The sequence below is a fragment of the Lacimonas salitolerans genome, assembly GCF_042677865.1.
Taxonomy (GTDB): Bacteria; Pseudomonadota; Alphaproteobacteria; order Rhodobacterales; family Rhodobacteraceae; genus Lutimaribacter; species Lutimaribacter salitolerans.
The window spans coordinates 1-20,364 of sequence record NZ_JBHUDD010000040.1 but is presented as its reverse complement, the minus strand read 5'-3'; the positions used below and the strand labels follow the sequence as shown (position 1 = coordinate 20,364).

At 65.3% G+C, this 20,364-nt stretch carries 18 protein-coding genes; 4 read left to right on the top strand and 14 right to left on the bottom strand.

Translation table 11 applies throughout. The annotated features are described in order from the left end of the window. Positions 1-8: 8 nt before the first annotated feature. From atpD to ACFTOW_RS05345, 5 genes are all read right to left on the bottom strand, one after another. Positions 9-1,433, bottom strand: coding sequence for a F0F1 ATP synthase subunit beta (atpD, locus tag ACFTOW_RS05365; RefSeq protein ID WP_379913832.1), 1,425 nt, complete (start codon positions 1,431-1,433; stop codon positions 9-11). Between the two features lie 18 nt (positions 1,434-1,451). Beyond that, positions 1,452-2,327, bottom strand: coding sequence for a F0F1 ATP synthase subunit gamma (locus ACFTOW_RS05360; RefSeq protein WP_379913830.1), 876 nt, complete (start codon positions 2,325-2,327; stop codon positions 1,452-1,454). Positions 2,328-2,339: 12 nt separating this feature from the next. Next, complete coding sequence (gene atpA, locus ACFTOW_RS05355; RefSeq protein ID WP_379913828.1) at positions 2,340-3,875, bottom strand: F0F1 ATP synthase subunit alpha; 1,536 nt, start codon at positions 3,873-3,875, stop codon at positions 2,340-2,342. Beyond that, positions 3,876-4,436 (bottom strand): F0F1 ATP synthase subunit delta, encoded by a 561-nt coding sequence (locus tag ACFTOW_RS05350; RefSeq protein ID WP_379913826.1) that lies wholly within the window; start codon positions 4,434-4,436, stop codon positions 3,876-3,878. 307 nt (positions 4,437-4,743) lie between these two features. Then, complete coding sequence (locus ACFTOW_RS05345) at positions 4,744-5,493, bottom strand: class I SAM-dependent methyltransferase (protein ID WP_379913824.1); 750 nt, start codon at positions 5,491-5,493, stop codon at positions 4,744-4,746. 62 nt (positions 5,494-5,555) lie between these two features. Between ACFTOW_RS05345 and gloB the strand changes: the two genes are divergently transcribed. The 3 genes from gloB to ACFTOW_RS05330 all read left to right on the top strand — a co-directional run bounded on the left by gloB (position 5,556) and on the right by ACFTOW_RS05330 (position 9,775). Next, complete coding sequence (gene gloB, locus ACFTOW_RS05340; RefSeq protein ID WP_379913822.1) at positions 5,556-6,323, top strand: hydroxyacylglutathione hydrolase; 768 nt, start codon at positions 5,556-5,558, stop codon at positions 6,321-6,323. Between the two features lie 165 nt (positions 6,324-6,488). Continuing rightward, on the top strand, positions 6,489-8,816 hold the full coding sequence (clpA, locus tag ACFTOW_RS05335; RefSeq protein ID WP_379913858.1) for an ATP-dependent Clp protease ATP-binding subunit ClpA: 2,328 nt from the start codon (positions 6,489-6,491) through the stop codon (positions 8,814-8,816). Continuing rightward, positions 8,816-9,775, top strand: a complete 960-nt coding sequence (locus ACFTOW_RS05330; RefSeq protein ID WP_379913820.1) for a M23 family metallopeptidase — start codon at positions 8,816-8,818, stop codon at positions 9,773-9,775. The genes clpA and ACFTOW_RS05330 overlap by 1 nt, the downstream gene beginning before the upstream one ends. Here ACFTOW_RS05330 and ACFTOW_RS05325 read toward each other — a convergent pair. From ACFTOW_RS05325 to ACFTOW_RS05315, 3 genes are all read right to left on the bottom strand, one after another. Further along, complete coding sequence (locus tag ACFTOW_RS05325; protein WP_379913818.1) at positions 9,772-12,060, bottom strand: peptidoglycan -binding protein; 2,289 nt, start codon at positions 12,058-12,060, stop codon at positions 9,772-9,774. The genes ACFTOW_RS05330 and ACFTOW_RS05325 overlap by 4 nt on opposite strands. 3 nt (positions 12,061-12,063) lie before the next feature. Further along, entirely contained in the window at positions 12,064-13,278 is a 1,215-nt protein-coding gene (locus ACFTOW_RS05320) for a biopolymer transporter ExbB (RefSeq protein WP_379913816.1), read from the bottom strand. Between the two features lie 66 nt (positions 13,279-13,344). Continuing rightward, entirely contained in the window at positions 13,345-13,875 is a 531-nt protein-coding gene (locus ACFTOW_RS05315; RefSeq protein WP_379913814.1) for a gamma-glutamylcyclotransferase, read from the bottom strand. A gap of 65 nt (positions 13,876-13,940) precedes the next feature. Here ACFTOW_RS05315 and ACFTOW_RS05310 point away from each other — a divergent pair, with 65 nt between their 5' ends. After that, positions 13,941-14,942, top strand: coding sequence for a DUF2125 domain-containing protein (locus ACFTOW_RS05310; RefSeq protein ID WP_379913812.1), 1,002 nt, complete (start codon positions 13,941-13,943; stop codon positions 14,940-14,942). A gap of 80 nt (positions 14,943-15,022) precedes the next feature. Here ACFTOW_RS05310 and ACFTOW_RS05305 read toward each other — a convergent pair whose 3' ends face one another. The 6 genes from ACFTOW_RS05305 to ACFTOW_RS05280 all read right to left on the bottom strand — a co-directional run bounded on the left by ACFTOW_RS05305 (position 15,023) and on the right by ACFTOW_RS05280 (position 20,243). After that, complete coding sequence (locus ACFTOW_RS05305) at positions 15,023-15,769, bottom strand: extensin-like domain-containing protein (RefSeq protein WP_379913810.1); 747 nt, start codon at positions 15,767-15,769, stop codon at positions 15,023-15,025. Further along, positions 15,766-16,683 (bottom strand): prephenate/arogenate dehydrogenase family protein, encoded by a 918-nt coding sequence (locus ACFTOW_RS05300; RefSeq protein WP_379913808.1) that lies wholly within the window; start codon positions 16,681-16,683, stop codon positions 15,766-15,768. Before ACFTOW_RS05300 ends, ACFTOW_RS05305 begins: the two co-directional genes overlap by 4 nt. Continuing rightward, complete coding sequence (gene hisC, locus ACFTOW_RS05295) at positions 16,680-17,765, bottom strand: histidinol-phosphate transaminase (RefSeq protein WP_379913806.1); 1,086 nt, start codon at positions 17,763-17,765, stop codon at positions 16,680-16,682. The genes ACFTOW_RS05300 and hisC overlap by 4 nt, the downstream gene beginning before the upstream one ends. Positions 17,766-17,938: 173 nt before the next feature. Next, positions 17,939-18,559: a 30S ribosomal protein S4 gene (rpsD, locus tag ACFTOW_RS05290; protein WP_379913804.1), complete on the bottom strand. Its 621-nt coding sequence runs from the start codon at positions 18,557-18,559 to the stop codon at positions 17,939-17,941. A 134-nt stretch (positions 18,560-18,693) separates the two neighbouring features. Beyond that, complete coding sequence (locus ACFTOW_RS05285) at positions 18,694-19,761, bottom strand: Hint domain-containing protein (protein ID WP_379913801.1); 1,068 nt, start codon at positions 19,759-19,761, stop codon at positions 18,694-18,696. 125 nt (positions 19,762-19,886) lie between these two features. Further along, positions 19,887-20,243, bottom strand: coding sequence for a hypothetical protein (locus tag ACFTOW_RS05280; RefSeq protein WP_379913799.1), 357 nt, complete (start codon positions 20,241-20,243; stop codon positions 19,887-19,889). Between the last annotated feature and the right edge of the window lie 121 nt (positions 20,244-20,364).

Sequence of the window (20,364 nt, the reverse complement as noted above, 5' to 3'; positions counted from 1 at the left end):
CCTTAGCCTTAGGCCGCGTCGGACGCCATCTTTTCGGCCTTGGCCTTCACGTCCTCGATGCCGCCCACCATGTAGAATGCCCCTTCGGGCAGGTGGTCATACTCACCGGCGACAACGGCCTTGAACGACGCGATCGTGTCTTCCAGAGGCACCTGGATGCCGTCCGAGCCAGTGAACACCTTTGCCACGTCGAACGGCTGCGACAGGAAACGCTGGATCTTCCGGGCGCGGGCCACGGTCAGCTTGTCCTCTTCGCTCAGTTCGTCCATGCCGAGGATCGCGATGATGTCCTGAAGCGACTTGTAGCGCTGCAGGATGCCCTGCACGTCACGCGCCACCTGGTAATGCTCTTCGCCCACGATCTGCGGATCCATCAGACGCGAGGTTGAATCGAGCGGGTCCACGGCCGGGTAGATGCCCAGCTCGGAAATCGCGCGGTTCAGAACCGTGGTCGCGTCAAGGTGCGCAAAGGTGGTTGCGGGCGCGGGGTCGGTCAGGTCATCCGCAGGCACATACACGGCCTGGATCGAGGTGATCGAACCGTTCTTGGTCGAGGTGATGCGCTCCTGCATCTGGCCCATGTCGGTGGCCAGCGTCGGCTGATAGCCCACGGCCGAAGGGATACGACCCAGCAGAGCCGACATTTCCGAACCCGCCTGCGTAAAGCGGAAGATGTTGTCGACAAAGAACAGAACGTCGGTGCCGGTGGCATCGCGGAACTGCTCGGCCAGGGTCAGGCCTGTCAGGGCCACACGGGCACGCGCGCCCGGCGGTTCGTTCATCTGGCCGTAGACCAGCGCGATCTTGGAATCGGGCAGGTTGTCGGGTGTCAGAACGCCGGATTCGATCATCTCGTGATACAGGTCGTTGCCTTCGCGGGTCCGCTCGCCCACACCGGCGAAAACCGACAGGCCCGAGTGCACCTTGGCGATGTTGTTGATCAGTTCCTGGATCAGAACCGTCTTGCCAACCCCGGCACCGCCGAACAGGCCGATCTTGCCTCCCTTGGAATAGGGCGCCAGCAGGTCGATCACCTTGATGCCGGTCACCAGAACCTCGGCCTCGGTGGCCTGATCCGCGAAATCGGGGGCGTTGGCGTGGATCGGACGGAATTCATCCGCCTCGACGGGGCCCTGCTCGTCGACCGGGTCGCCGGTCACGTTCAGGATGCGACCCAGCGTGGCGGTGCCGACCGGCACCATGATCGGCGCATCGGTGTCCAGCACTTCCTGACCGCGCACCAGACCTTCGGTGGCGTCCATCGCGATGCAGCGCACGGTGCTTTCGCCCAGGTGCTGCGCCACTTCCAGAACCAGCTTCTTGCCGTTGTTGTCGGTTGTCAGCGCGTTCAAAATTGCCGGCAGGTGGTCGCCAAACTGCACGTCCACCACGGCGCCGATCACCTGCGTGATTTTGCCTTTTGCATTAGCCATCTGTTCGTCTCCGTCCTCTTAGAGCGCCTCGGCGCCCGAGATGATTTCAATAAGCTCGTTGGTGATCACGGCCTGGCGCGAGCGGTTGTACTGGATCGTCAGCCGGTCGATCATGTCACCCGCGTTGCGGGTGGCGTTGTCCATGGCCGACATCCGGGCACCCTGTTCCGAGGCCCCGTTCTCCAGCAGCGCCGCAAAGATCTGCGTCGCCACGCCGCGCGGCAGAAGATCGGCCAGAATGGCCTCTTCGTCCGGCTCGTAATCATACAGGGTCGATGCCCCCGCATCTTCGGTTTCGTCGAACGCGGCGGGAATGATCTGCTGCGCAGTCGGCACCTGGGTCACGACGTTCACGAATTCCGAATAGTAGATCGTGGCGACGTCGAAATCACCTTCGTCAAAGCGGTTGAGGATGTCGCGCGCGATGTCCTGTGCGTTGACATAGGCCACGCGCTTGACCTCGCTCAGATCGACATGGCCGACGAACAGATCGCCATAGTCGCGCTTCATCGCGTCGCGGCCCTTCTTGCCGACGGTCAGCACCTTGACGGTCTTGCCCTCGGACTTGAGCTTGTCCGCATGGGTCTTGGCCAGCTTGGCGATATTGGCGTTGAAGCCACCGCACAGCCCACGCTCGGCGGTCATGACCACCAGCAGGTGCACGTCTTGCTTGCCCGTGCCGCTCAGCAGCTTGGGCGCGGTATCGGAACCGCCCACCGATGCAGCCAGCCCGGCCATCACGGCATTGAACCGTTCGGCATAGGGCCGCGCATCCTGCGCCGCATCCTGTGCCCGCCGCAGTTTCGCGGCGGCCACCATCTGCATGGCCTTGGTGATCTTGCGGGTCGATTTTACCGACTCGATCCGGTTCTTGAGGTCCTTGAGACTTGGCATTGCCTGCTCTCCTTACGAGAAGTCGGCGGCGTATTCGGTCAGCGCGGCCTTGATCTTGTCCTCGGCATCACCCTTGATCTTGGGATCGTCGTTGGTGATCATGTCCAGCAGATCCTTGTGCTTGCCGCGCAGATGCGCAAGCAAGCCCTGCTCGAACCGGCCCACATCCTTGACCGCGACCTTGTCCAGGAAACCGTTGGTGCCCGCGTAGATCACGCAGACGATCTCGGCGTTTGTCAGCGGCGAATACTGCGGCTGCTTCATCAGCTCGGTCAGGCGCGCACCACGGTTCAGCAGCTGCTGCGTCGCGGCATCAAGGTCCGAGCCGAACTGCGCAAACGCGGCCATTTCGCGATACTGCGCCAGCGACAGCTTGACCGGGCCAGCCACCGATTTCATCGAATTGGTCTGCGCCGAAGACCCCACACGCGACACCGACAGACCGGTGTTCACGGCGGGACGGACGCCCTGATAGAACAGTTCGGTTTCCAGAAAGATCTGGCCGTCGGTGATCGAGATCACGTTGGTCGGGATAAAGGCCGACACGTCGCCGCCCTGGGTTTCGATGATCGGCAGCGCCGTCAGCGAGCCCGAGCCGTTATCCTCGTTCAGCTTGGCCGACCGCTCCAGCAGGCGCGAGTGCAGGTAGAACACGTCGCCGGGATAGGCTTCGCGGCCCGGCGGGCGACGCAGCAGCAGCGACATCTGGCGATAGGCCACGGCCTGCTTGGACAGATCATCATAGATGATCAGCGCGTGCTTGCCGTTGTCGCGGAAATACTCGGCCATCGCGGTGGCGGCATAGGGCGCCAGGAACTGCATCGGCGCAGGATCCGAGGCGGTGGCCGCCACGACGATCGTGTATTCGATTGCGCCGCTTTCTTCCAGCTTCTTGACCAGCTGCGCCACGGTCGAACGTTTCTGCCCGATGGCGACATAGATGCAGTAGAGCTTCTCGCTCTCGTCCTTGGCCGCGTCGTTATACGACTTCTGGTTCAGGATCGTGTCCAGCGCCACGGCGGTCTTGCCGGTCTGACGGTCGCCGATGATCAGCTCGCGCTGGCCGCGGCCGATCGGGATCATCGCGTCGATGGCCTTCAGACCGGTCGGCATCGGCTCGTGCACCGATTTGCGCGGGATGATGCCGGGGGCCTTCACGTCGGCCACGCGACGCTCGGTCGCCTCGATCGGGCCCTTGCCGTCCAGCGGGCTGCCCAGACCGTCCACGACGCGGCCCAGCAGTTCGGGGCCTGCGGGCACGTCCACGATCGACTTGGTGCGCTTGACGGTATCGCCTTCCTTGATCTCGCGGTCCGAGCCGAAGATCACCACACCCACGTTGTCGGCTTCAAGGTTCAGGGCCATGCCCTGGATACCACCGGGAAATTCGACCATTTCACCGGCCTGAATGTTGTCCAGACCATGCACGCGGGCAATACCGTCGCCAACCGACAGCACCCGGCCAACCTCTGCCACCTCGGCGTCTTGACCGAAGTTCTTGATCTGGTCCTTCAGGATCGCAGAAATCTCTGCCGCTTGGATACCCATTTATCCGACCTCTTTCATTGCATTCTGGAGGGAGTTCAGCTTCGAAGCGACCGACGTGTCGATCATCTTCGAACCCACTTTGACGATAAGACCGCCGATGAGGCTTTCATCGACGCTCGCGTTAATCTTGACATCCTTGCCGACACGCTCGGACAGGGTCTTGGCCAGCTTGTCCGACTGGGTCTTGGTCAGGGCCTTGGCGCTGACCACGTCCGCCGTAACCTCGCCCTTGTCCTCGGCGATGATGGCGCGCAGCGTTGTGACCAGCTGCGGCAGCACGAACAGGCGGCGTTTCTGCGCCATCAGGCCCAGCACATTCGCCATCACCGGGGTCAGGCCCATCTGCTTGCCCATCGCGACCAGCGCACCGGCCTGCTCTTCGCGGGTGTAGACGGGCGAATGGATCAGATCGCGGAAATCGGCGCTGTCCGTCAGCGCGGCTTGCAGCGCGTCAAGGTCGGCTTCGATCTTGGCAACCGAGTTGTCTTCTTTGGCCAGTTCAAACACGGCCGTGGCATAGCGCTCGGCGATGCCGGAGGAAATCGAAGCTGGTTCGGACACGTCCACCCTTCCGATATTCTGGCCCCGGTTTCAATGGCCTCTCGACCCCGGGGGAGTTTGCACAGCCTGACTGTTATCTAGGCACGGAAATTAGGCTGGGATGTAGCAGAGCATTTCAGACCTAGCAACCTGCTATAAATCTGCTGTATACGCCAGTATATCAATACATTTCAAATACTTAAATGGTTTCAGCACCTCGGTGCGCAATTCTTGGGCAACTTTTTTACGCGCGCGCTCCCTATTTTGCGATTCCTCGATGCGTCAATCACGACATTTGATAACGCTAACACCATCCGTGCGGCCGGGCTCAGCTTGAATTGCGCCCCGCAACCGGCTTGCCGAACCCGTCCAGCACGTCCAGCGGACGGCGCACCGCCTCGGTCAGACCGCCGGTGGGGGCAGGCACGCGCTTGCTGGCCTCGACCATCAGCACCCCGCCCGCCATCACCAGCGGCAGGCTGCGCCCGGTCTTTTCCCAGAAAGCGGCGGTCTTGCGCCAGAACCGCCGCCGGCTGGGGGGCTGATACAGCGTCGCGACATGACGATCAGGCAGGAAATGGTGCTTTTTCAACTGCGCCTCAAGCTGGCTGAGGGTGTAGGGCCGTCCGAAACCAAAGGGCGTGCGATCGCTGCGCGACCACAGCCCCGCCCGGTTGGGCACGATGAACAGCGCCTTGCCGCCCGGCCCCAGCACCCGGTAACACTCGTCCAGCAGCGCGGTGGGATTCTCGCAGGTCTCCAGCCCGTGCAGCAGCACCAGCTTGTCCACATGCCCGGTCTCGATCGGCCACAGGGTTTCCTCGCACAGCACGCTGACGTTCGGCCCGCCCGCGGGCCAGCGCATCACCCCCTGCGGCCCGGGCATCAGCCCGATCACCCGGCGTGCGGTCTTCAGGTACGGGCGCAGCAGCGGCACAGCAAAGCCGAACCCCACCACGGTCTGGCCCTGCGCTTCGGGCCAAAGCCCCAGCATGGTATCGCGCACCGATTTCTGCGCCGCCCGGCCCAATGTGCTGCGATAGTAAAAGTTGCGCAGGTCCTGCACGTCCAGATGCATTGCGACTTGGCCCCTTATCCGTCACTCTGACCCTAACCATATCAAGCAAAGGATGAAACGCCATGCCTCTTGAGATCGTCACCATCCCCTGCCTGAGTGACAATTACGCCTACCTTGCCCATGACAGGGCGAGCGGCGACACCGCGCTGATCGATATCCCCGAGGCCGCGCCGATCCTTGATGCGCTGGCGCAGCGCGGCTGGAAGCTCAGCGACGTGCTGATCACCCATCACCATGACGACCACGTCCAGGGGCTGGATGCCGTGCTGGCCGCCCACCCCGCCGGCGTGATCGGGGCCGCCCCCGACGCCCACCGCCTGCCGCCTCTGGATGTGCAGGTGGCCGAGGGCGACACCGTGCAGATCGGCAACGAGACCGGCCATGTGATCGACGTGTCGGGCCACACTGTGGGGCATATCGCCTTTCATTTTCCGAAAAGTCACGTGGCTTTCACTGCCGACAGCCTGATGGCGCTGGGATGCGGGCGGGTGTTCGAAGGCACCCATCAACAGATGTGGCACAGCCTGCAAAAGCTGGCGGCCCTGCCGCCCGAAACGCTGATCTGCTCGGGCCATGAATACACCGCCGCGAACGCCCGTTTCGCCCGCACCATTGATCCCGGCAATCCGCAGCTTACGTCACGTACTGATCGGATCGAGGATGCGCGCGACAAGGGGTTGCCGACCGTGCCTTCGCTTTTGTCACTGGAACTGGAAACCAACCCGTTTCTGCGCGCAGCCACACCCGAAGTGCAGCAGGCGCTGAACATGGCCGGGGCGGACCCGGCGCAGGTCTTTGCCGAAATCCGTCGGCGCAAGGACGCGTTCTGAAGCGGTCAAACACTAGGCCGGATTGCATCGCAATAATGAATTGTGATCGCCGCGATCCAGAAAATACTTGAAGCGTGGCCGATATCGACCAAACTTTAAGACTATGAGGCAATGGTTGGCCAGCCCGCCGGACCGGCCGATCCGAACAAGATAGGAGCACCCATCGTGCCTTCATTCTCGAACACGCTCGAACAGGCAATCCACGCGGCGCTGGCCCTGGCCAATGCCCGCCGCCACGAATTCGCGACGTTGGAGCATCTGTTGCTCGCCCTTGTGGACGAGCCCGATGCGACCCGCGTGATGAAAGCGTGCTCGGTGGACACCGAAGAATTGCGCCAGACCCTCGTCGAGTTCATCGACGAGGAACTGGCGAACCTTGTCACCGACATCGACGGCTCCGAGGCGGTCCCGACCGCAGCTTTCCAGCGCGTGATCCAGCGTGCCGCGATCCACGTGCAATCCTCGGGCCGGACCGAGGTGACGGGCGCAAACGTGCTGGTCGCGATCTTTGCCGAACGCGAATCCAACGCGGCGTATTTCCTGCAGGAGCAGGACATGACGCGCTATGACGCGGTGAATTTCATCGCCCATGGCGTCGCCAAGGATCCGGCTTATGGCGAAAGCCGCCCGGTTGCCGGCGCCACCGCCCCCGAAGCAGAAGAGATCAGCGGCAGCTCCGACAAGGTGACCGAAGGCGAATCCGCCCTTGCCAAATACTGCGTCGACCTGAACGAAAAATCGCGCACCGGCGATGTCGATCCTCTGATCGGTCGCAGCCAGGAGGTCGAGCGCTGCATCCAGGTGCTGTGCCGCCGCCGCAAGAACAATCCGCTGCTGGTCGGCGATCCGGGCGTGGGCAAGACCGCGATCGCCGAGGGTCTGGCGCGCAAGATCGTGAATGGCGAAACTCCCGAGGTGCTGTCTAAAACCACCATCTTCAGCCTCGACATGGGCGCGCTTCTGGCCGGCACGCGCTATCGCGGCGATTTCGAGGAGCGGCTGAAGGCGGTCGTGACCGAGCTTGAGAACCACCCCGACGCGGTGCTGTTCATCGACGAGATCCACACCGTGATCGGTGCGGGTGCCACCAGCGGTGGCGCGATGGATGCCAGCAACCTGCTCAAGCCGGCGTTGCAGGGCGGCAAGCTGCGCTGCATGGGCTCGACCACATACAAGGAATTCCGCCAGCATTTCGAAAAGGACCGCGCCCTGTCGCGCCGGTTCCAAAAGATCGACGTGAACGAACCCTCGGTCGAAGATACGATCAAGATCCTCAAGGGGCTGAAGCCCTATTTCGAGGAACATCATGGCGTGAAATACACCGCCGACGCGGTGAAAACCGCGGTGGAGCTGTCGGCGCGCTATATCAACGACCGCAAGCTGCCCGACAAGGCGATCGACGTCATCGACGAGGCGGGCGCGGCGCAGCATCTGGTCGCGGCCAGCAAGCGGCGCAAATCCATCGGCACCAAGGAGATCGAGGATGTGGTGGCAAAAATCGCCCGCATCCCGCCAAAGAACGTGTCCAAGGACGATGCCGAGGTTCTCAAAGACCTCGAAAACACCCTGAAACGCGTGGTGTTCGGGCAGGATGCGGCCATTGTGGCCCTGTCCAGCGCGATCAAGCTGGCGCGCGCCGGCCTGCGCGAACCCGAAAAGCCCATCGGCAACTACCTGTTCGCCGGTCCCACCGGCGTCGGCAAGACCGAGGTCGCCAAGCAACTGGCCGACTCGCTGGGGGTGGAAATGATCCGCTTCGACATGTCGGAATACATGGAGAAACACGCGGTCTCGCGCCTGATCGGTGCCCCTCCGGGCTATGTCGGGTTTGATCAGGGCGGTCTGCTGACCGACGGCATCGACCAGCACCCGCACTGCGTGCTGCTGCTGGACGAGATCGAAAAGGCGCACCCCGACGTGTTCAATATCCTGTTGCAGGTGATGGATCACGGCACGCTGACCGATCACAACGGCCGCAAGGTGGATTTCCGCAACGTGATCCTGATCATGACCTCGAACGCCGGGGCCGCCGACATGGCAAAGGCTGCCATCGGCTTTGGCCGCGACCGGCGCGAGGGCGAGGATACCGCCGCCATCGAACGCACCTTCACGCCCGAGTTCCGCAACCGTCTGGATGCTGTCATCAGCTTCCGGCCGCTGCCGAAAGAGGTCATCATGCAGGTGGTTGAGAAGTTCGTTCTGCAGCTCGAAGCGCAGTTGATGGATCGCAACGTGTCCATCGAACTGACCAAACCCGCTGCCGAATGGCTGGCCGACAAGGGCTATGATGAAAAGATGGGCGCCCGCCCGCTGGGTCGCGTGATCCAGGAATACATCAAGAAGCCGCTGGCCGAGGAACTGCTGTTCGGCAAGCTGGCCAAGGGCGGTCTGGTCAAGGTCGGCGTCAAGAACGGCGAGATCGACCTGCGCATCGAAGGGCCGGATCACCCGCGCCTGTCGGGCAACAAGCCGCCCCTGCTGACCGCGGACTGATGCGGGCGCTGGTTGCGCTTCTGACACTGCTTGCGGCGGCGGGAACACCCGCCGCCGCCCGCGACCTTCCTCTGGCGCAACCCATCGACTGCACCCTTGGTGACACCTGTTTCATCCAGCAATATGTCGATCACGATCCCGGCCCCGGCGCGCAGGATTTCACTTGCGGGCCGTTGTCCTATGACGGACACAAGGGCACGGATTTCGCCCTGCCCTCCTTTGCCGCGATGCACGCAGGTGTTGATGTGCTGGCCGCCGCCCCCGGCACCGTGCTGGGTCTGCGCGACGAGATGCCCGATACCGGCTGGTCCCCCGAACTCGAAGGCCGCGATTGCGGCAACGGTCTGGTGCTTGACCACGGGGATGGCTGGCAGACCCAGTATTGCCACCTCAAACGCGGCAGCCTGACCGTGCAGAAGGGCCAGCGCGTCGCCATGGGGGCCGTGCTGGGTCAGGTCGGCTATTCCGGCCGCACGCAGTTTCCCCACCTGCATCTTTCAGTGCGACAGGGCGACCGCGTGGTCGATCCCTTCGATCCCGACGGTCAGATCACCTGCGGCACGCCTGACACCGACGTTCTGTGGACCGATCCACCCGCGTACAGCCCCGGCGGGTTGCTGAACGCGGGCTTTGCCGACCGCGTGCCCGACTATGACGCGATCAAGGAGGGCACCGCCCATGCCGAAGCCCTGCCGCGCGACCCCGATGCGCTGGTGATCTGGGGCTATGCCTTTGGTGCCAAGGCGGGCGATGTGATGCGGATGCGCATCCTTGGCCCGGACGGGCGCGAGGTTTTCGCCCATGATGCCGACATCGCCGACCCCAAGGCGCAACTGTTCCGCGCCGCCGGCACGCGGGTGCGCCGCGGGCTGATGCCGGGCACCTATCAGGGTGAGGTCACGCTGATCCGCGATGACATCGCGTTTGACCGGATGGAAACCACCCTGCGCGTCGACTAGCGCTCGGTCAGCTTCAGCTCGATCCGCCGGTTCTGCGCGCGTGCCTGCGGCGTGTCCTCGGGGTTCACCGGTTGGTACTGCCCGAACCCGTTGGCCGCCAGACGATCCGGCGGCAGCCCGAGGAAATCGACCATGTAGCGCACGACCGACAGGGCGCGCGCCTGGCTCAGTTCCCAGTTGTCGGCGTGCTGGCCAAAGCCCGACAGCGGTACATTGTCGGTATGCCCATCCACACGGATGATCCAGTCGATACCATCGGGGATGTCATCCGCCACGTTGCGCAGGATACCGGCCACCTTGGCGATCTCACGCTGTCCTTCGATGCTCAGATCGGCCTGCCCCGGCGCAAACAGCACCTCGGAGGAAAAGACAAAGCGGTCGCCTTCGATCCGCACACCGTCCTGCCCCCCCAGAATATCGCGCAACCGGCCAAAGAACTCGCTGCGATAGCGTTCCAGATCTTCCCGCTCGGCCTCCAGCCGCGCGCGCTCCTGTTCTTCCAACTGGCGGCGGCGGCGCTCTTCGGCGGCCACACGGGCCAGCGCCGCGTTCAGGTCGGACCCAAGCGACTGGATCTGCACCTGCGACGAGGCTTCGCGCTCCTTGTAGTCATCCAGCAAGGCCTGCAACTGCCCCAACTGGGTGCGCAACGCGGCCACCTGCTGGTTCAGCAATGCCTCCTGCCGCTGCGCCTCGGTACTGGCCGCCTCGGCCCCCTGCAACTCGTCGCGCGCCTGCGACAGCAGGGCGGCCTGCCGCTCGGCCTCGTTCAGCGCCGCTTCGGCCTGCTCTTCGGCGGCCAGCCTGGCTGCCAGCGCATCGGCCAGCCGTTGCTGCACCTGCTCGTTGCTTTCCTCCAACGCGGCTTCGGCTTCTCCGGCGCGCGCCTCGGCGGCCAGTTTCGCGGCCAGCGCCCGCTCAAGCTCGGCCCGGATCTCGGCCTCGTCCTGCGCCTGCGTTGCCTGCAATTCCTCGATCTGACGCTCGGTCGCCAGCTTTTCGGCCAGCGCCCGCTCCAGCACCTGCTGCACATCCGCCAACTCGTCCAGCGTGCTCTGCCGCGCGGCCAGCGCCTGCGCCAGACGGGTTTCCAGTGCCGCCTGCTCGGCCTGCACCGCTTCCAGCTGTTCTGCTGCCGTGCCCTGCGCCGTGGCCAGCGCCGCCTCGGTCTCGCTCAGCGCCACGCGCAGCTCGTCAACCTCGGCGGCGTTTTCATCCGCATCGGCCAGTGCACGGGCCAGCGCCTCTTGCAGTTCGGTCAACTGGGTGACCGTCACCTCGCGGCCCTGCTGCGCCTGCTCCAGATCGTCTTGCAACTTGGAAATCCGCATCTCTGCGGCGGCCAGCGCCTCTTGCGCCGCGTCGCGCGCCAGCAGGGCTGCGGCCAGATTGCCCTGCGTGTCCTCGCGCGCCAGCAGGGCCTGCGCCAGCCGGCTGTTCAGGTCCTCCTCGGCCTCGCGCGCGGCGGCCAGCAGGGTCAGGGTCTCCTCGGCACGCTCGCGTTCCGCCTCCAGCGCCATCGTCATCGCGGTCAGCTCGGTGTCGGCCTCTTCGAGCCGCGCGCGCAGGGCCGCTGCCGCCTCGGCCTCGGCCAGCCGGGCCGCCTCTTCTTCGGTCAGCGCCTCCTGCACGCCCTCCAGGTCCGATGTCAGGCTGGCCACCGTCCCTTCGGCATCGGCATTGCGCGCCCGCAGATCGGAAATCAGCGCCTCCAGCGCCTCGCGCCGCGCCGCCGCCAGCCGGGCGGCCTCGGCCCCCTCGTCCAACTCGTCGCGCGCCTGCACCAGCGCCGCATTCAGCGCCTCCTGCTCATTCAGCAGTTCCGCGCGCTCGCCGCGCAGATCGGCCACCACGCCCTGCGCCTCGTCGCGCTGCGCGATCAGGGCAGCGACCTGCGCCTCGAAATCCGAGATGCGCGATTGCGCGGCCGTCAGCGCCGCCTCGCGGTCGCCCAGATCGGCCCGCAACGACTCGATCAAGGCCGACTGCGCGGCAGACTCCGCCTGCGCCTCGTCCAGCGTGGCGCCCAACGATCCCACCTGATCGGCCAGTTCGGCGCTGCGCTGCCGCTCCATCCCCAACGCCTGCGCCAATGCGGCGATCTCGGACGACAGCGCATCCAGCCGCCTGTCCTGCCCGCTGATGGTTTCGCGCAGCACGAACTGCATGACCATGAAGATCGTCAGGACGAACACCAGTACCATCAGCAGCCCGGTGACCGCATCCACGAAACCCGGCCAGATCGAACCTTGGAACCGTTGTCCTGTGCGCCGCGACAGGGCCATGGATCAGCCCTCCTGCCCGAAATCCGGGTCGGGCCGGCCCCTGTCGGTCAGCCGCATCTTGCGCGGGCCGGGGCGGCGGGTCTGTTCCAGCGCGCGGGTCAGTGCCGACAGGTCGCTGCGCAACTCCGCCGTGGTTTCCTGCCGTCCGGCACTGATCTCTTCCAGTATCCGCAGCAGTTGCACGTCGATCGACCGCAGGCGCATCCGGCTTTCGGCGTCGATCCCCTCGCCGCCGCTTTCGCGTTCGGACATCACGTCGACCAGCCGCTCTTGGCTTTCGGCCACCCGCGTCAGCGCGTCATGCACCTGCCCCGTGCCCGCCAGCCGATCGGTCAGACGCTCGACCGAGGCCGCCAGAAGGCCCAGCTGCCCTTCCAGTTCCTGCCGCCCGGTCTCGCCCGCCGCATGCATCTCTCGCAGGCCTTCCATCTGCTCGGCCATGTGGTCGATCAGTTGCACCATCGCCCCCTGATCGGCATGGCCCTCGCCCTCGGATGAAAAGCCCAGCCGCGTGATCGAACTCAGCCATTCCTCCAACTCGCGGTAGAACCGGTTCTGCCCATGACCCGCGAAGAGTTCCAGCAAGCCCACCACCAGCGACCCGGCCAGCCCCAGCAGGGAGGACCCGAAGGCCACGCCCATGCCCGCCAACTGCGCCTCAAGCCCGCCCATCAGGCGGCCAAAGACGGCCAACCCCTCTTCGCCCTCTTGCGGGGCCAGGCCGCGGATCGTGTCGATCAGCGCGGGCACCGTGGTCGCCAGACCATAGAACGTGCCCAGAAGGCCAAGGAAAATCAAAAGGTTGACGATATAGCGCGTGATCTCGCGGTCTTCGTCGATGCGCGTGGCCACGGAATCCAGGATCGACCGGGTCGAGGTGGCCCCGATCTGCATCCGCCGCCCCCGCGCGCGCAGCAAGGTCGCCAACGGGGCCAGCAGCACCGGCGCGCGGCCCGCGTCATCCCCGGCAGCGAAATCCCCGATCCACTGGACCGAGCTGAAAAGCTGCACCACCTGATAGAAACAGGCCACCACCCCCAGCACGAAGACAAAGAAGATGAACCCGTTGAGATAGGGGTTGGCCTCGAAAATCGGCAAGATGGTCGGCAGCGCCAGCGCCACCACGCCCGCCGTCAGCATAAGCACGATCAGCATCAGAAAAATCTGACGCATGGGACGTGTGAATTGCGGCTCGGCCTCGCGGTCCGGCTGGTCCATCAGGACAGCTCCCGACACTTGTTTTCTGTGCGCAACCCTAGTGTCTTGCCGGGGGCAAGCCAAGGATTATCCAATGATTGCACGCACCCTTGCGTCCAGCCAGTCCAGGTCAGCATCTTCGATCCTCAATTGGCGCAAATGCGCCACGGTATTGTGCAGATATTCGGTATTCGGCCCACGACCGCCCACCGCGCGGGCAATGATCTGCGCCTGCTCCTCCAGCGGCAGACCACCGCAATACTGGTCGTGCCCGGCGTCGATCACATAGGCCACCGCGTCCACCTGGCGCCCGTCGGTCAGGTCCAGCGGCACGGTCTTTTCCACATAGGCCGAGCTGATCAGCTCGCGCTCGCGCAGATAGGCCAGCGTGGCATCCTCCTGCCCGGCCGCGACCTCCAGCGCCAGCCCCAGGCAGGCCGCACCCGGCCATTCGTCCAGCGCCAGCACCAGCCCCGGTTCGGCCACCGAGCCGCGATGATGGATCGAGCGCATGCAGAAACTGCGGTGATACCCGTCCAGTCGCGCCAGCACGCTGCCCGCCACCTCAAAGCCCGGGTTCCACAAAAGTGATCCATATCCGAAAACCCACATCGTCATGCGTCTGGCCCTTCCTGTCCGGCCCTTGTAAACACCACTGCACGCCAAAGGGAAAGGGCCTGCCCATGCGCGCATTGCTTGCCGTCATCGCGATCGCCGCCCTTGGCTGGGCCGGCTACTGGTGGATGGGTGCCAGTGCCGTGCAATCGGGCTTTGCCGCCTGGTTCGACGCCCGCCGAGCCGAGGGCTGGGTGGCCGACACCGCGGACATCACCGTGCGCGGCTTTCCCAACCGCTTCGACACCACCTTCACCGATATCACCCTGGCCGATCCCGGAACCGGCTGGGCCTGGCAAGCCCCATTCTTTCAGCTTTTCGCGCTCAGCTATCAGCCAAACCACGTGATTGCCACATGGCCCGACACCCAGTCGCTGGCCACCCCGCGTCAGACCTTCGACCTGTCCAGCGTCAAGATGCAGGCCAGCAGCGTTCTGGGGGCCGACACCGCCCTGCCGCTAAAGCGCGCCAACCTGGTGGCCGACACGCTGGCCATCACCGACGAGGCGGGCGAGACGACCGCGATGACCGCACTGCGCCTCGCCGTCGAACGGGTCGAAGGATCCGAGGCCAGCTATCATCTGGGCCTTGCGGCCGACAACCTGTCTCCCGCCCGCGCCGCCCGGCTGCGGATGGACCGGCAAGAGCGGTTGCCCCAGACCTTCAGCGCCTTTCGCGCCGATATCAACGCCACCTTCGACCGGCCATGGGACCGCCACGCCCTTGAGGACGCCCGCCCGCAGCCCCGCCGGATCACCGTCAACCTGGCCGAGGCCCGCTGGGGTGATCTGGAACTCGCGGCTGCGGGCACGCTGGATGTGGATGCCACCGGCCGTCCCTCGGGCCGCCTGACCGTCCGGGCGCGCAACTGGCGCGAGATCCTGCAACTGGCCCGCGCCTCGGGGCAACTGCCCCCCGGTCTGGCCGATCAGATGGAAACCGGCCTGTCGATGCTGGCGCAACTCTCGGGCACCAGCCAGACGCTGGACATCCCGCTGGATTTCCGCGTAGGCCGCATCTTTCTGGGGCCCGTGCCCATCGGGGCCGCGCCTGTCCTGACGCTGCGCTAAGCCCGCCGTTTCCTCTCTCTGCAAATATCCTCGGGGGGAGTCGCGCATCGCGCGACGGGGGGCAGACAGCCCCCCTCGCCCTATCGGCAATACCTGCCGCTGCGATACCGCGCCGTGTCGAAATGGAAATGATCGCGGTGAAACCTGTTCGCCTCGGGGCCAAGCACGGTGCCGAACGGACCGCAGGCCGTGCTGTGCATCTCGCGCAGGATGCGCCCCTCGCGGCCCTTGCCCCAGTCGCGCAGCACGCTGATCTGCGCCCCGTCGCGCAGGGTGAAGCCACCGATATCCACCGCCCGGCCCTTGCCATGCTCCGAGATCCGGGTGCCCTTCCGGTTGTTGCGGGTGCGGCAGGTGTAGCTGGCCATCACCTGGATGCTGTCCACCCCGCCGCCACGATTGCCCACCGCCGGGCGCATCCCGCGCTCGACCCAGGTTTTCAGCGCCTTCGCGGTGCCGCAATCCACCTTCGCAGGCGTTGACAGACGCACGCCCGACACCGATTTCAGCCGCACCGCCTGCTCGATGCCGCAACCATTGATCGCGCCCGGCACCCGGCCAACCACCTCGCCCTGCAGGGCCAGATCGCCGCAGACGGCCCCCCGGCGGGCCTGCGCGCGGCTTTGCTGCGCGCGCCCTTCGACGCCCGCACTGCGCGCCTGCGGGCGCAACGACCGGAACAGCCCGCGCAGGCCCTGCGCGGGCTGTTCGGCCTCGGGCTGAACCGGCACATCGGCGCGGGCCACCGGGCGCAGGCTCTGATCCGGGGCCTCGGCACAGGCCGCCCCCGCCAGCACCATCACCATCGCGATGCCCGCGACCCTCATGCATCACCTCGCTTGGTACGCCCGAAATCGGGCGCTTCGGTATCCTGCCCGGCTTCGATGATCCCACGCCGGATGGCGCGGGTGCGGGTGAAATAGTCGAACAGATGCGCGCCATCGCCGGTGCGGATCGCCCGTTGCAGCGCGAACAGCTCCTCGGTGAAGCGCCCCAGGATTTCCAGCGTCGCCTCCTTGTTGGTCAGAAACACGTCGCGCCACATGGTCGGATCGCTGGCCGCGATACGGGTGAAATCGCGGAAACCCGCGGCGGAATACTTGATCACCTCGCTGTCGGTCACCCGCCGCAGATCATCGGCCACGCCCACCATCGTATAGGCGATCAGATGCGGCGCATGGCTTGTCACCGCAAGGACCAGATCATGATGATCGGCCTCCATCGTGTCGACATTGGCCCCCATCCCTTCCCACAGCGCGCGCAGCCGGGCCAGCGCGTCGGGGTCGGTATCCGCGTCAGGCACCAGCAGGCACCAGCGGTTGTCGAACAGCGTGGCAAACCCCGATTCCGGCCCCGAATGCTCGGTCCCGGCCAGCGGATGCGCGGGGATGAAATGCACGCCTTGCGGCACATGCGGACCCACCGCGTCGATCACCGCGCGCTTGGTCGATCCCACGTCGGACAGGGTGCAGCCGGGCGCCAGATGCGGCGCGATATCCGCCGCCACGTCGCCCATCACGCCCACCGGCACGCACAGCACCACCAGATCGGCACCGGCCACCGCCTCGGCGGCGCTGTCGCAGACCCGGTCCACCAGCCCGATGCGCCGGGCGGTGTCGCGCGTGACCTGTGACCTTGCATAGCCCGTCACCTCGCCTGCCAGCCCGCGCCGCCGCATGGCCAGCGCCATCGACCCCGCGATCAGGCCCAGCCCGATCAGGGCGACGCGTTCATAGATCACCGCGCGCCCCCCTTGAACTGGCCGATCGCATGCGCCACCCGGCGGCACGAGGCTTCGTCCCCCACCGTGATGCGCAGGCAGTCCGGCAGCTTGTATCCCGCCACGCCGCGCACGATCAGCCCCTGCGACAGCAGATAGGCGTTGCAGGCCTCGGCTTCCTGCGGGTCGGCAAACCGCGCGAGGATGAAATTGGCGTGGCTTTCATCGCTGGGCACGCCGTGCCCGGCCAGCACGGCGGCCAGCCAGGCGCGCTGGCGCGTGTTGTCCGCGCGGCATTTCTCGACCCACGCCTGATCCCTGACCGCCGCCTCGGCGGTGACAAGCGCGGGCCCGGACAGGTTGAACGGCCCTCGGATGCGGTTCAGCACATCGATCACATGGCCGGGCGCATAACCCCAGCCGACGCGCAGCCCGCCCAGACCGTAGATTTTCGAGAATGTCCGCGTCATCACCACGTTGTCGCGCGCGCCCACCAGCGCGGCCCCGCCGTCAAACCCCTCGACATACTCGGCATAGGCCCCGTCCAGCACCAGCAACGCGGTCTCGGGGATGCCCTCGGCCAGCCGCCGCACCGCATCGGCATCGATCATTGTGCCGGTGGGGTTGTTGGGGTTGGCGATGAACACCAGCTTGGTGTGCGGGGTGCAGGCGGCCAGGATGGCATCCACATCGGTGGTGCGCCCGGTCTCGGGCACCTCGATCGGGGTGGCCCCGGCGGCCAGCGCGCCGATGCGATAGATGGCAAACCCGTGCTCGGTGTGGATCACCTCGTCACCCGGCCCGGCATAGGCCTGACACATAAGGTGCAGGATCTCGTCACTGCCCACGCCACAGATGATGCGGCCCGCGTCCAACCCGTGCGTGGCCGCGATGGCCACGCGCAGATCGGCATGATCGGTCGAGGGATAGCGGTGCAGATCGAAGCCCGCACGCCGGAACGCCTCGATCGCCGCTTCCGACGGGCCAAAGGGGTTCTCGTTGGAACTCAGCTTGACGGCATCCGACATGCCCGCAATTTTCGAAACACCGCCGACATAGGGCGCAATCTCCAGAATTCCGGGCTGGGGGGTGATCTTTGTCATGGCAGCTTCTCCTTGGCCCCGTGTCTATCCATGACCAGGACGCAAGGAAAGATTGAAACGCCGGGGCGCTGCGTGATGTTGCCGCAATGCCGATCCCGGCAACGAAAAAGGCCGCCCCTCGGGGCGACCTTTGCAGCGCGGCGCAACACGGGCAACGGGGCCCGGCATCCGGCTTAGTTCTGTGCGTAGAATTCGATGACCAGGTTCGGTTCCATCATCACCGGATAGGGCACGTCGCCCAGACCGGGGGTCCGCACGAAGGTCGCGGTCAGCTTGGTGTTGTCCACATCCAGATAGTCGGGCACGTCACGCTCGGGCAGCTGTGTGGCTTCCAGGATCGCGGCCATCTGCTTGGACTTGTCGCGCACGGCGATCACGTCCCCCTCCTTCACGCGGTACGAGGGGATGTTCACGCGGTTGCCGTTCACCGTGACATGGCCATGGTTCACGAACTGACGGGCGGCAAAGATGGTCGGCACGAACTTGGCGCGGTACACGACCGCGTCCAGACGGCGCTCCAGCAGGCCGATCAGCAGCTCGCCGGTGTCGCCGCGCTGACGCTCGGCCTCGGCAAAGATGCGGCGGAACTGCTTTTCGGTCAGGTCGCCGTAATAGCCCTTGAGCTTTTGCTTGGCGCGCAGCTGGATACCGAAATCCGACAGCTTGCCCTTGCGGCGCTGGCCGTGCTGGCCGGGGCCGTATTCGCGGCGGTTCACCGGCGACTTGGGGCGGCCCCAGATGTTTTCGCCCATGCGGCGGTCGATCTTGTACTTGGCAGAGGTGCGTTTGGTCACCGTCTGGTCTCCTTCGTGGTCAGTTGCGAAGGGCGTTGTCCTTTGGCCTTGCGACCCGACAGGCATCCCCTTGCGGGGGCCACCAACACCAACGAAGCCGCGCTTATACCCCTGCCCGGATCAGAGTCAACAGGCTAGGCCGCCTCGTGCTGCAATATCGCCGCCTCGGACGGCGACAGGTTGCGCCGGGCATAACCACCAAAGCTGGCAGGATCGTATTCCAGTTCGGGATACATCGCCAGCAGCCGCGCGCGGTCGTCCTCGGCCAGCGTGCTCAGCGCGGCGTTGGCGGGATGAAAGCTCTCGCTTTCCACACCATTGGCCCACAGCACCTGATGCTGCGGCAACAGCAGGTGGATGTAAGTCACCTCGCGCAGCACGCTGTCCACCACCACGGTCGATCCGTTGACCAGATCGCGCGCCGCCACCAGCACCTCGGGCGTGTTGAACAGCGCCTGCGCCGCGCGGCCCTGCACCAGCATGCGATGCTCGGGCGACACCAGCAGTTCCTGATCCGGGCGTTCGATCCCCAGCGCCCCGGTCCGGATGCGGATCGGGCGCAGCTTGGGCAGGGCAAACAGCCGCGCGCCGGTCATCCGGCGGCTGCCGATCCACAGCACGTCCTGCGCGCCATTGTCCTTGGTCGCCACCCTGTCACCCTCGCGCAGATCCTCGACCGCGCGCGGGCCAGCCGGCGTGGCGATCATCGTGCCGGGGGTGAAACAGATCACCCCGCCGCTGGATGGCCCCATGGGGTTTTGCTGCAACAGGTTATCCAGCGCGTGATGCACGACCCACAGCTCGTGGTTCCTGGGCGGCATGCGCTCCAGAAACATCAGCAACGGCGGTGCGCCATTGCCGACCTCGATCACCGTCATGGTAAAGGTCTGCGCCCCGTCGGTCACGACGATGGCGCAATCGGTCAGAGGGTCGTGCGCCTCGACCTTGCTCAGGTCGCGCGCGCCGCTGACCGCCGCGCCCACCAGTCGCCGCACCATGCGTGCTGCGCGCCTGCGGATGTTCTCCTCGCCGTCCGCCTGTTCGAGTCGCAAGATTTCATCCGGGCCATCGACCCGCACCGCATCACCCCGCCACGACCAGGATGCCCCGACAGCGAGTGACTCGATTGGTGCGGCCTCAAGACCGTCAATATCTGTTTGCGACCAGGAAATGACGAACGTGCCCCCAAAGCCCGTCCCCATTGCTCTACCTGTCTGTCTGCCTCGGTTTTATTATTGCTCAAACCGTAGCAGACAGGGTTCCATGCGGAAAGAAACTAAAGTCAGTAGGTTACGGGCTGTTGTTCATCTGCCACGTAAAACGCGACCTAGAATTGAAAATACAACCTTAAAGTGCCAATCACCTGTCCCTCGGGCTGCGCGGCAAACTCTTCGCCCAGCCATGTCAGCCCGTAGAACAGGCTGGCACGCTGCCCCTGATGATGCAGACCCAGCCGCACACGCGCGCGCGCATCGGTCAGGATCAGCCCGCGATCGGGCGGCAGATAGACACTGTCGACCACATGGGCCAGATCGGCACCCAGCACCATGGACAGCCCCTGACCCTCCCCGCGCAGCCCGTGATAGCGATGCCCCGACACCGCGTCCCGGATCAGCAGATCGCCCTGCCCCGGCCTGCCAAGGGTCAGATCGCCACCCAGCCGCACCAGCGTTTCATCGCCCATGCGGGCCTCGACAAAGGGACGCAGGCTGGCGGTCGGCCCCAGCTGTAGCGCGACAAACTTGATGAGAAGAGCGCGTCAATCAGGATGAGAATCCGTGGTCGCGACGCTTGAGAAGATGCCG

Coding starts and splice junctions, on each gene's coding strand:
- atpD (WP_379913832.1), bottom strand. CDS start 1,433: ATGGCTAATGCAAAAGGCAAAATCACGCAGGTGATCGGCGCCGTGGTG.
- ACFTOW_RS05325 (WP_379913818.1), bottom strand. CDS start 12,060: ATGGCCCTGTCGCGGCGCACAGGACAACGGTTCCAAGGTTCGATCTGG.
- ACFTOW_RS05320 (WP_379913816.1), bottom strand. CDS start 13,278: ATGGACCAGCCGGACCGCGAGGCCGAGCCGCAATTCACACGTCCCATG.
- ACFTOW_RS05310 (WP_379913812.1), top strand. CDS start 13,941: ATGCGCGCATTGCTTGCCGTCATCGCGATCGCCGCCCTTGGCTGGGCC.
- atpA (WP_379913828.1), bottom strand. CDS start 3,875: ATGGGTATCCAAGCGGCAGAGATTTCTGCGATCCTGAAGGACCAGATC.
- ACFTOW_RS05360 (WP_379913830.1), bottom strand. CDS start 2,327: ATGCCAAGTCTCAAGGACCTCAAGAACCGGATCGAGTCGGTAAAATCG.
- ACFTOW_RS05330 (WP_379913820.1), top strand. CDS start 8,816: ATGCGGGCGCTGGTTGCGCTTCTGACACTGCTTGCGGCGGCGGGAACA.
- ACFTOW_RS05315 (WP_379913814.1), bottom strand. CDS start 13,875: ATGACGATGTGGGTTTTCGGATATGGATCACTTTTGTGGAACCCGGGC.
- hisC (WP_379913806.1), bottom strand. CDS start 17,765: ATGACAAAGATCACCCCCCAGCCCGGAATTCTGGAGATTGCGCCCTAT.
- ACFTOW_RS05280 (WP_379913799.1), bottom strand. CDS start 20,243: ATGGGCGATGAAACGCTGGTGCGGCTGGGTGGCGATCTGACCCTTGGC.
- gloB (WP_379913822.1), top strand. CDS start 5,556: ATGCCTCTTGAGATCGTCACCATCCCCTGCCTGAGTGACAATTACGCC.
- ACFTOW_RS05285 (WP_379913801.1), bottom strand. CDS start 19,761: ATGGGGACGGGCTTTGGGGGCACGTTCGTCATTTCCTGGTCGCAAACA.
- ACFTOW_RS05305 (WP_379913810.1), bottom strand. CDS start 15,769: ATGAGGGTCGCGGGCATCGCGATGGTGATGGTGCTGGCGGGGGCGGCC.
- ACFTOW_RS05345 (WP_379913824.1), bottom strand. CDS start 5,493: ATGCATCTGGACGTGCAGGACCTGCGCAACTTTTACTATCGCAGCACA.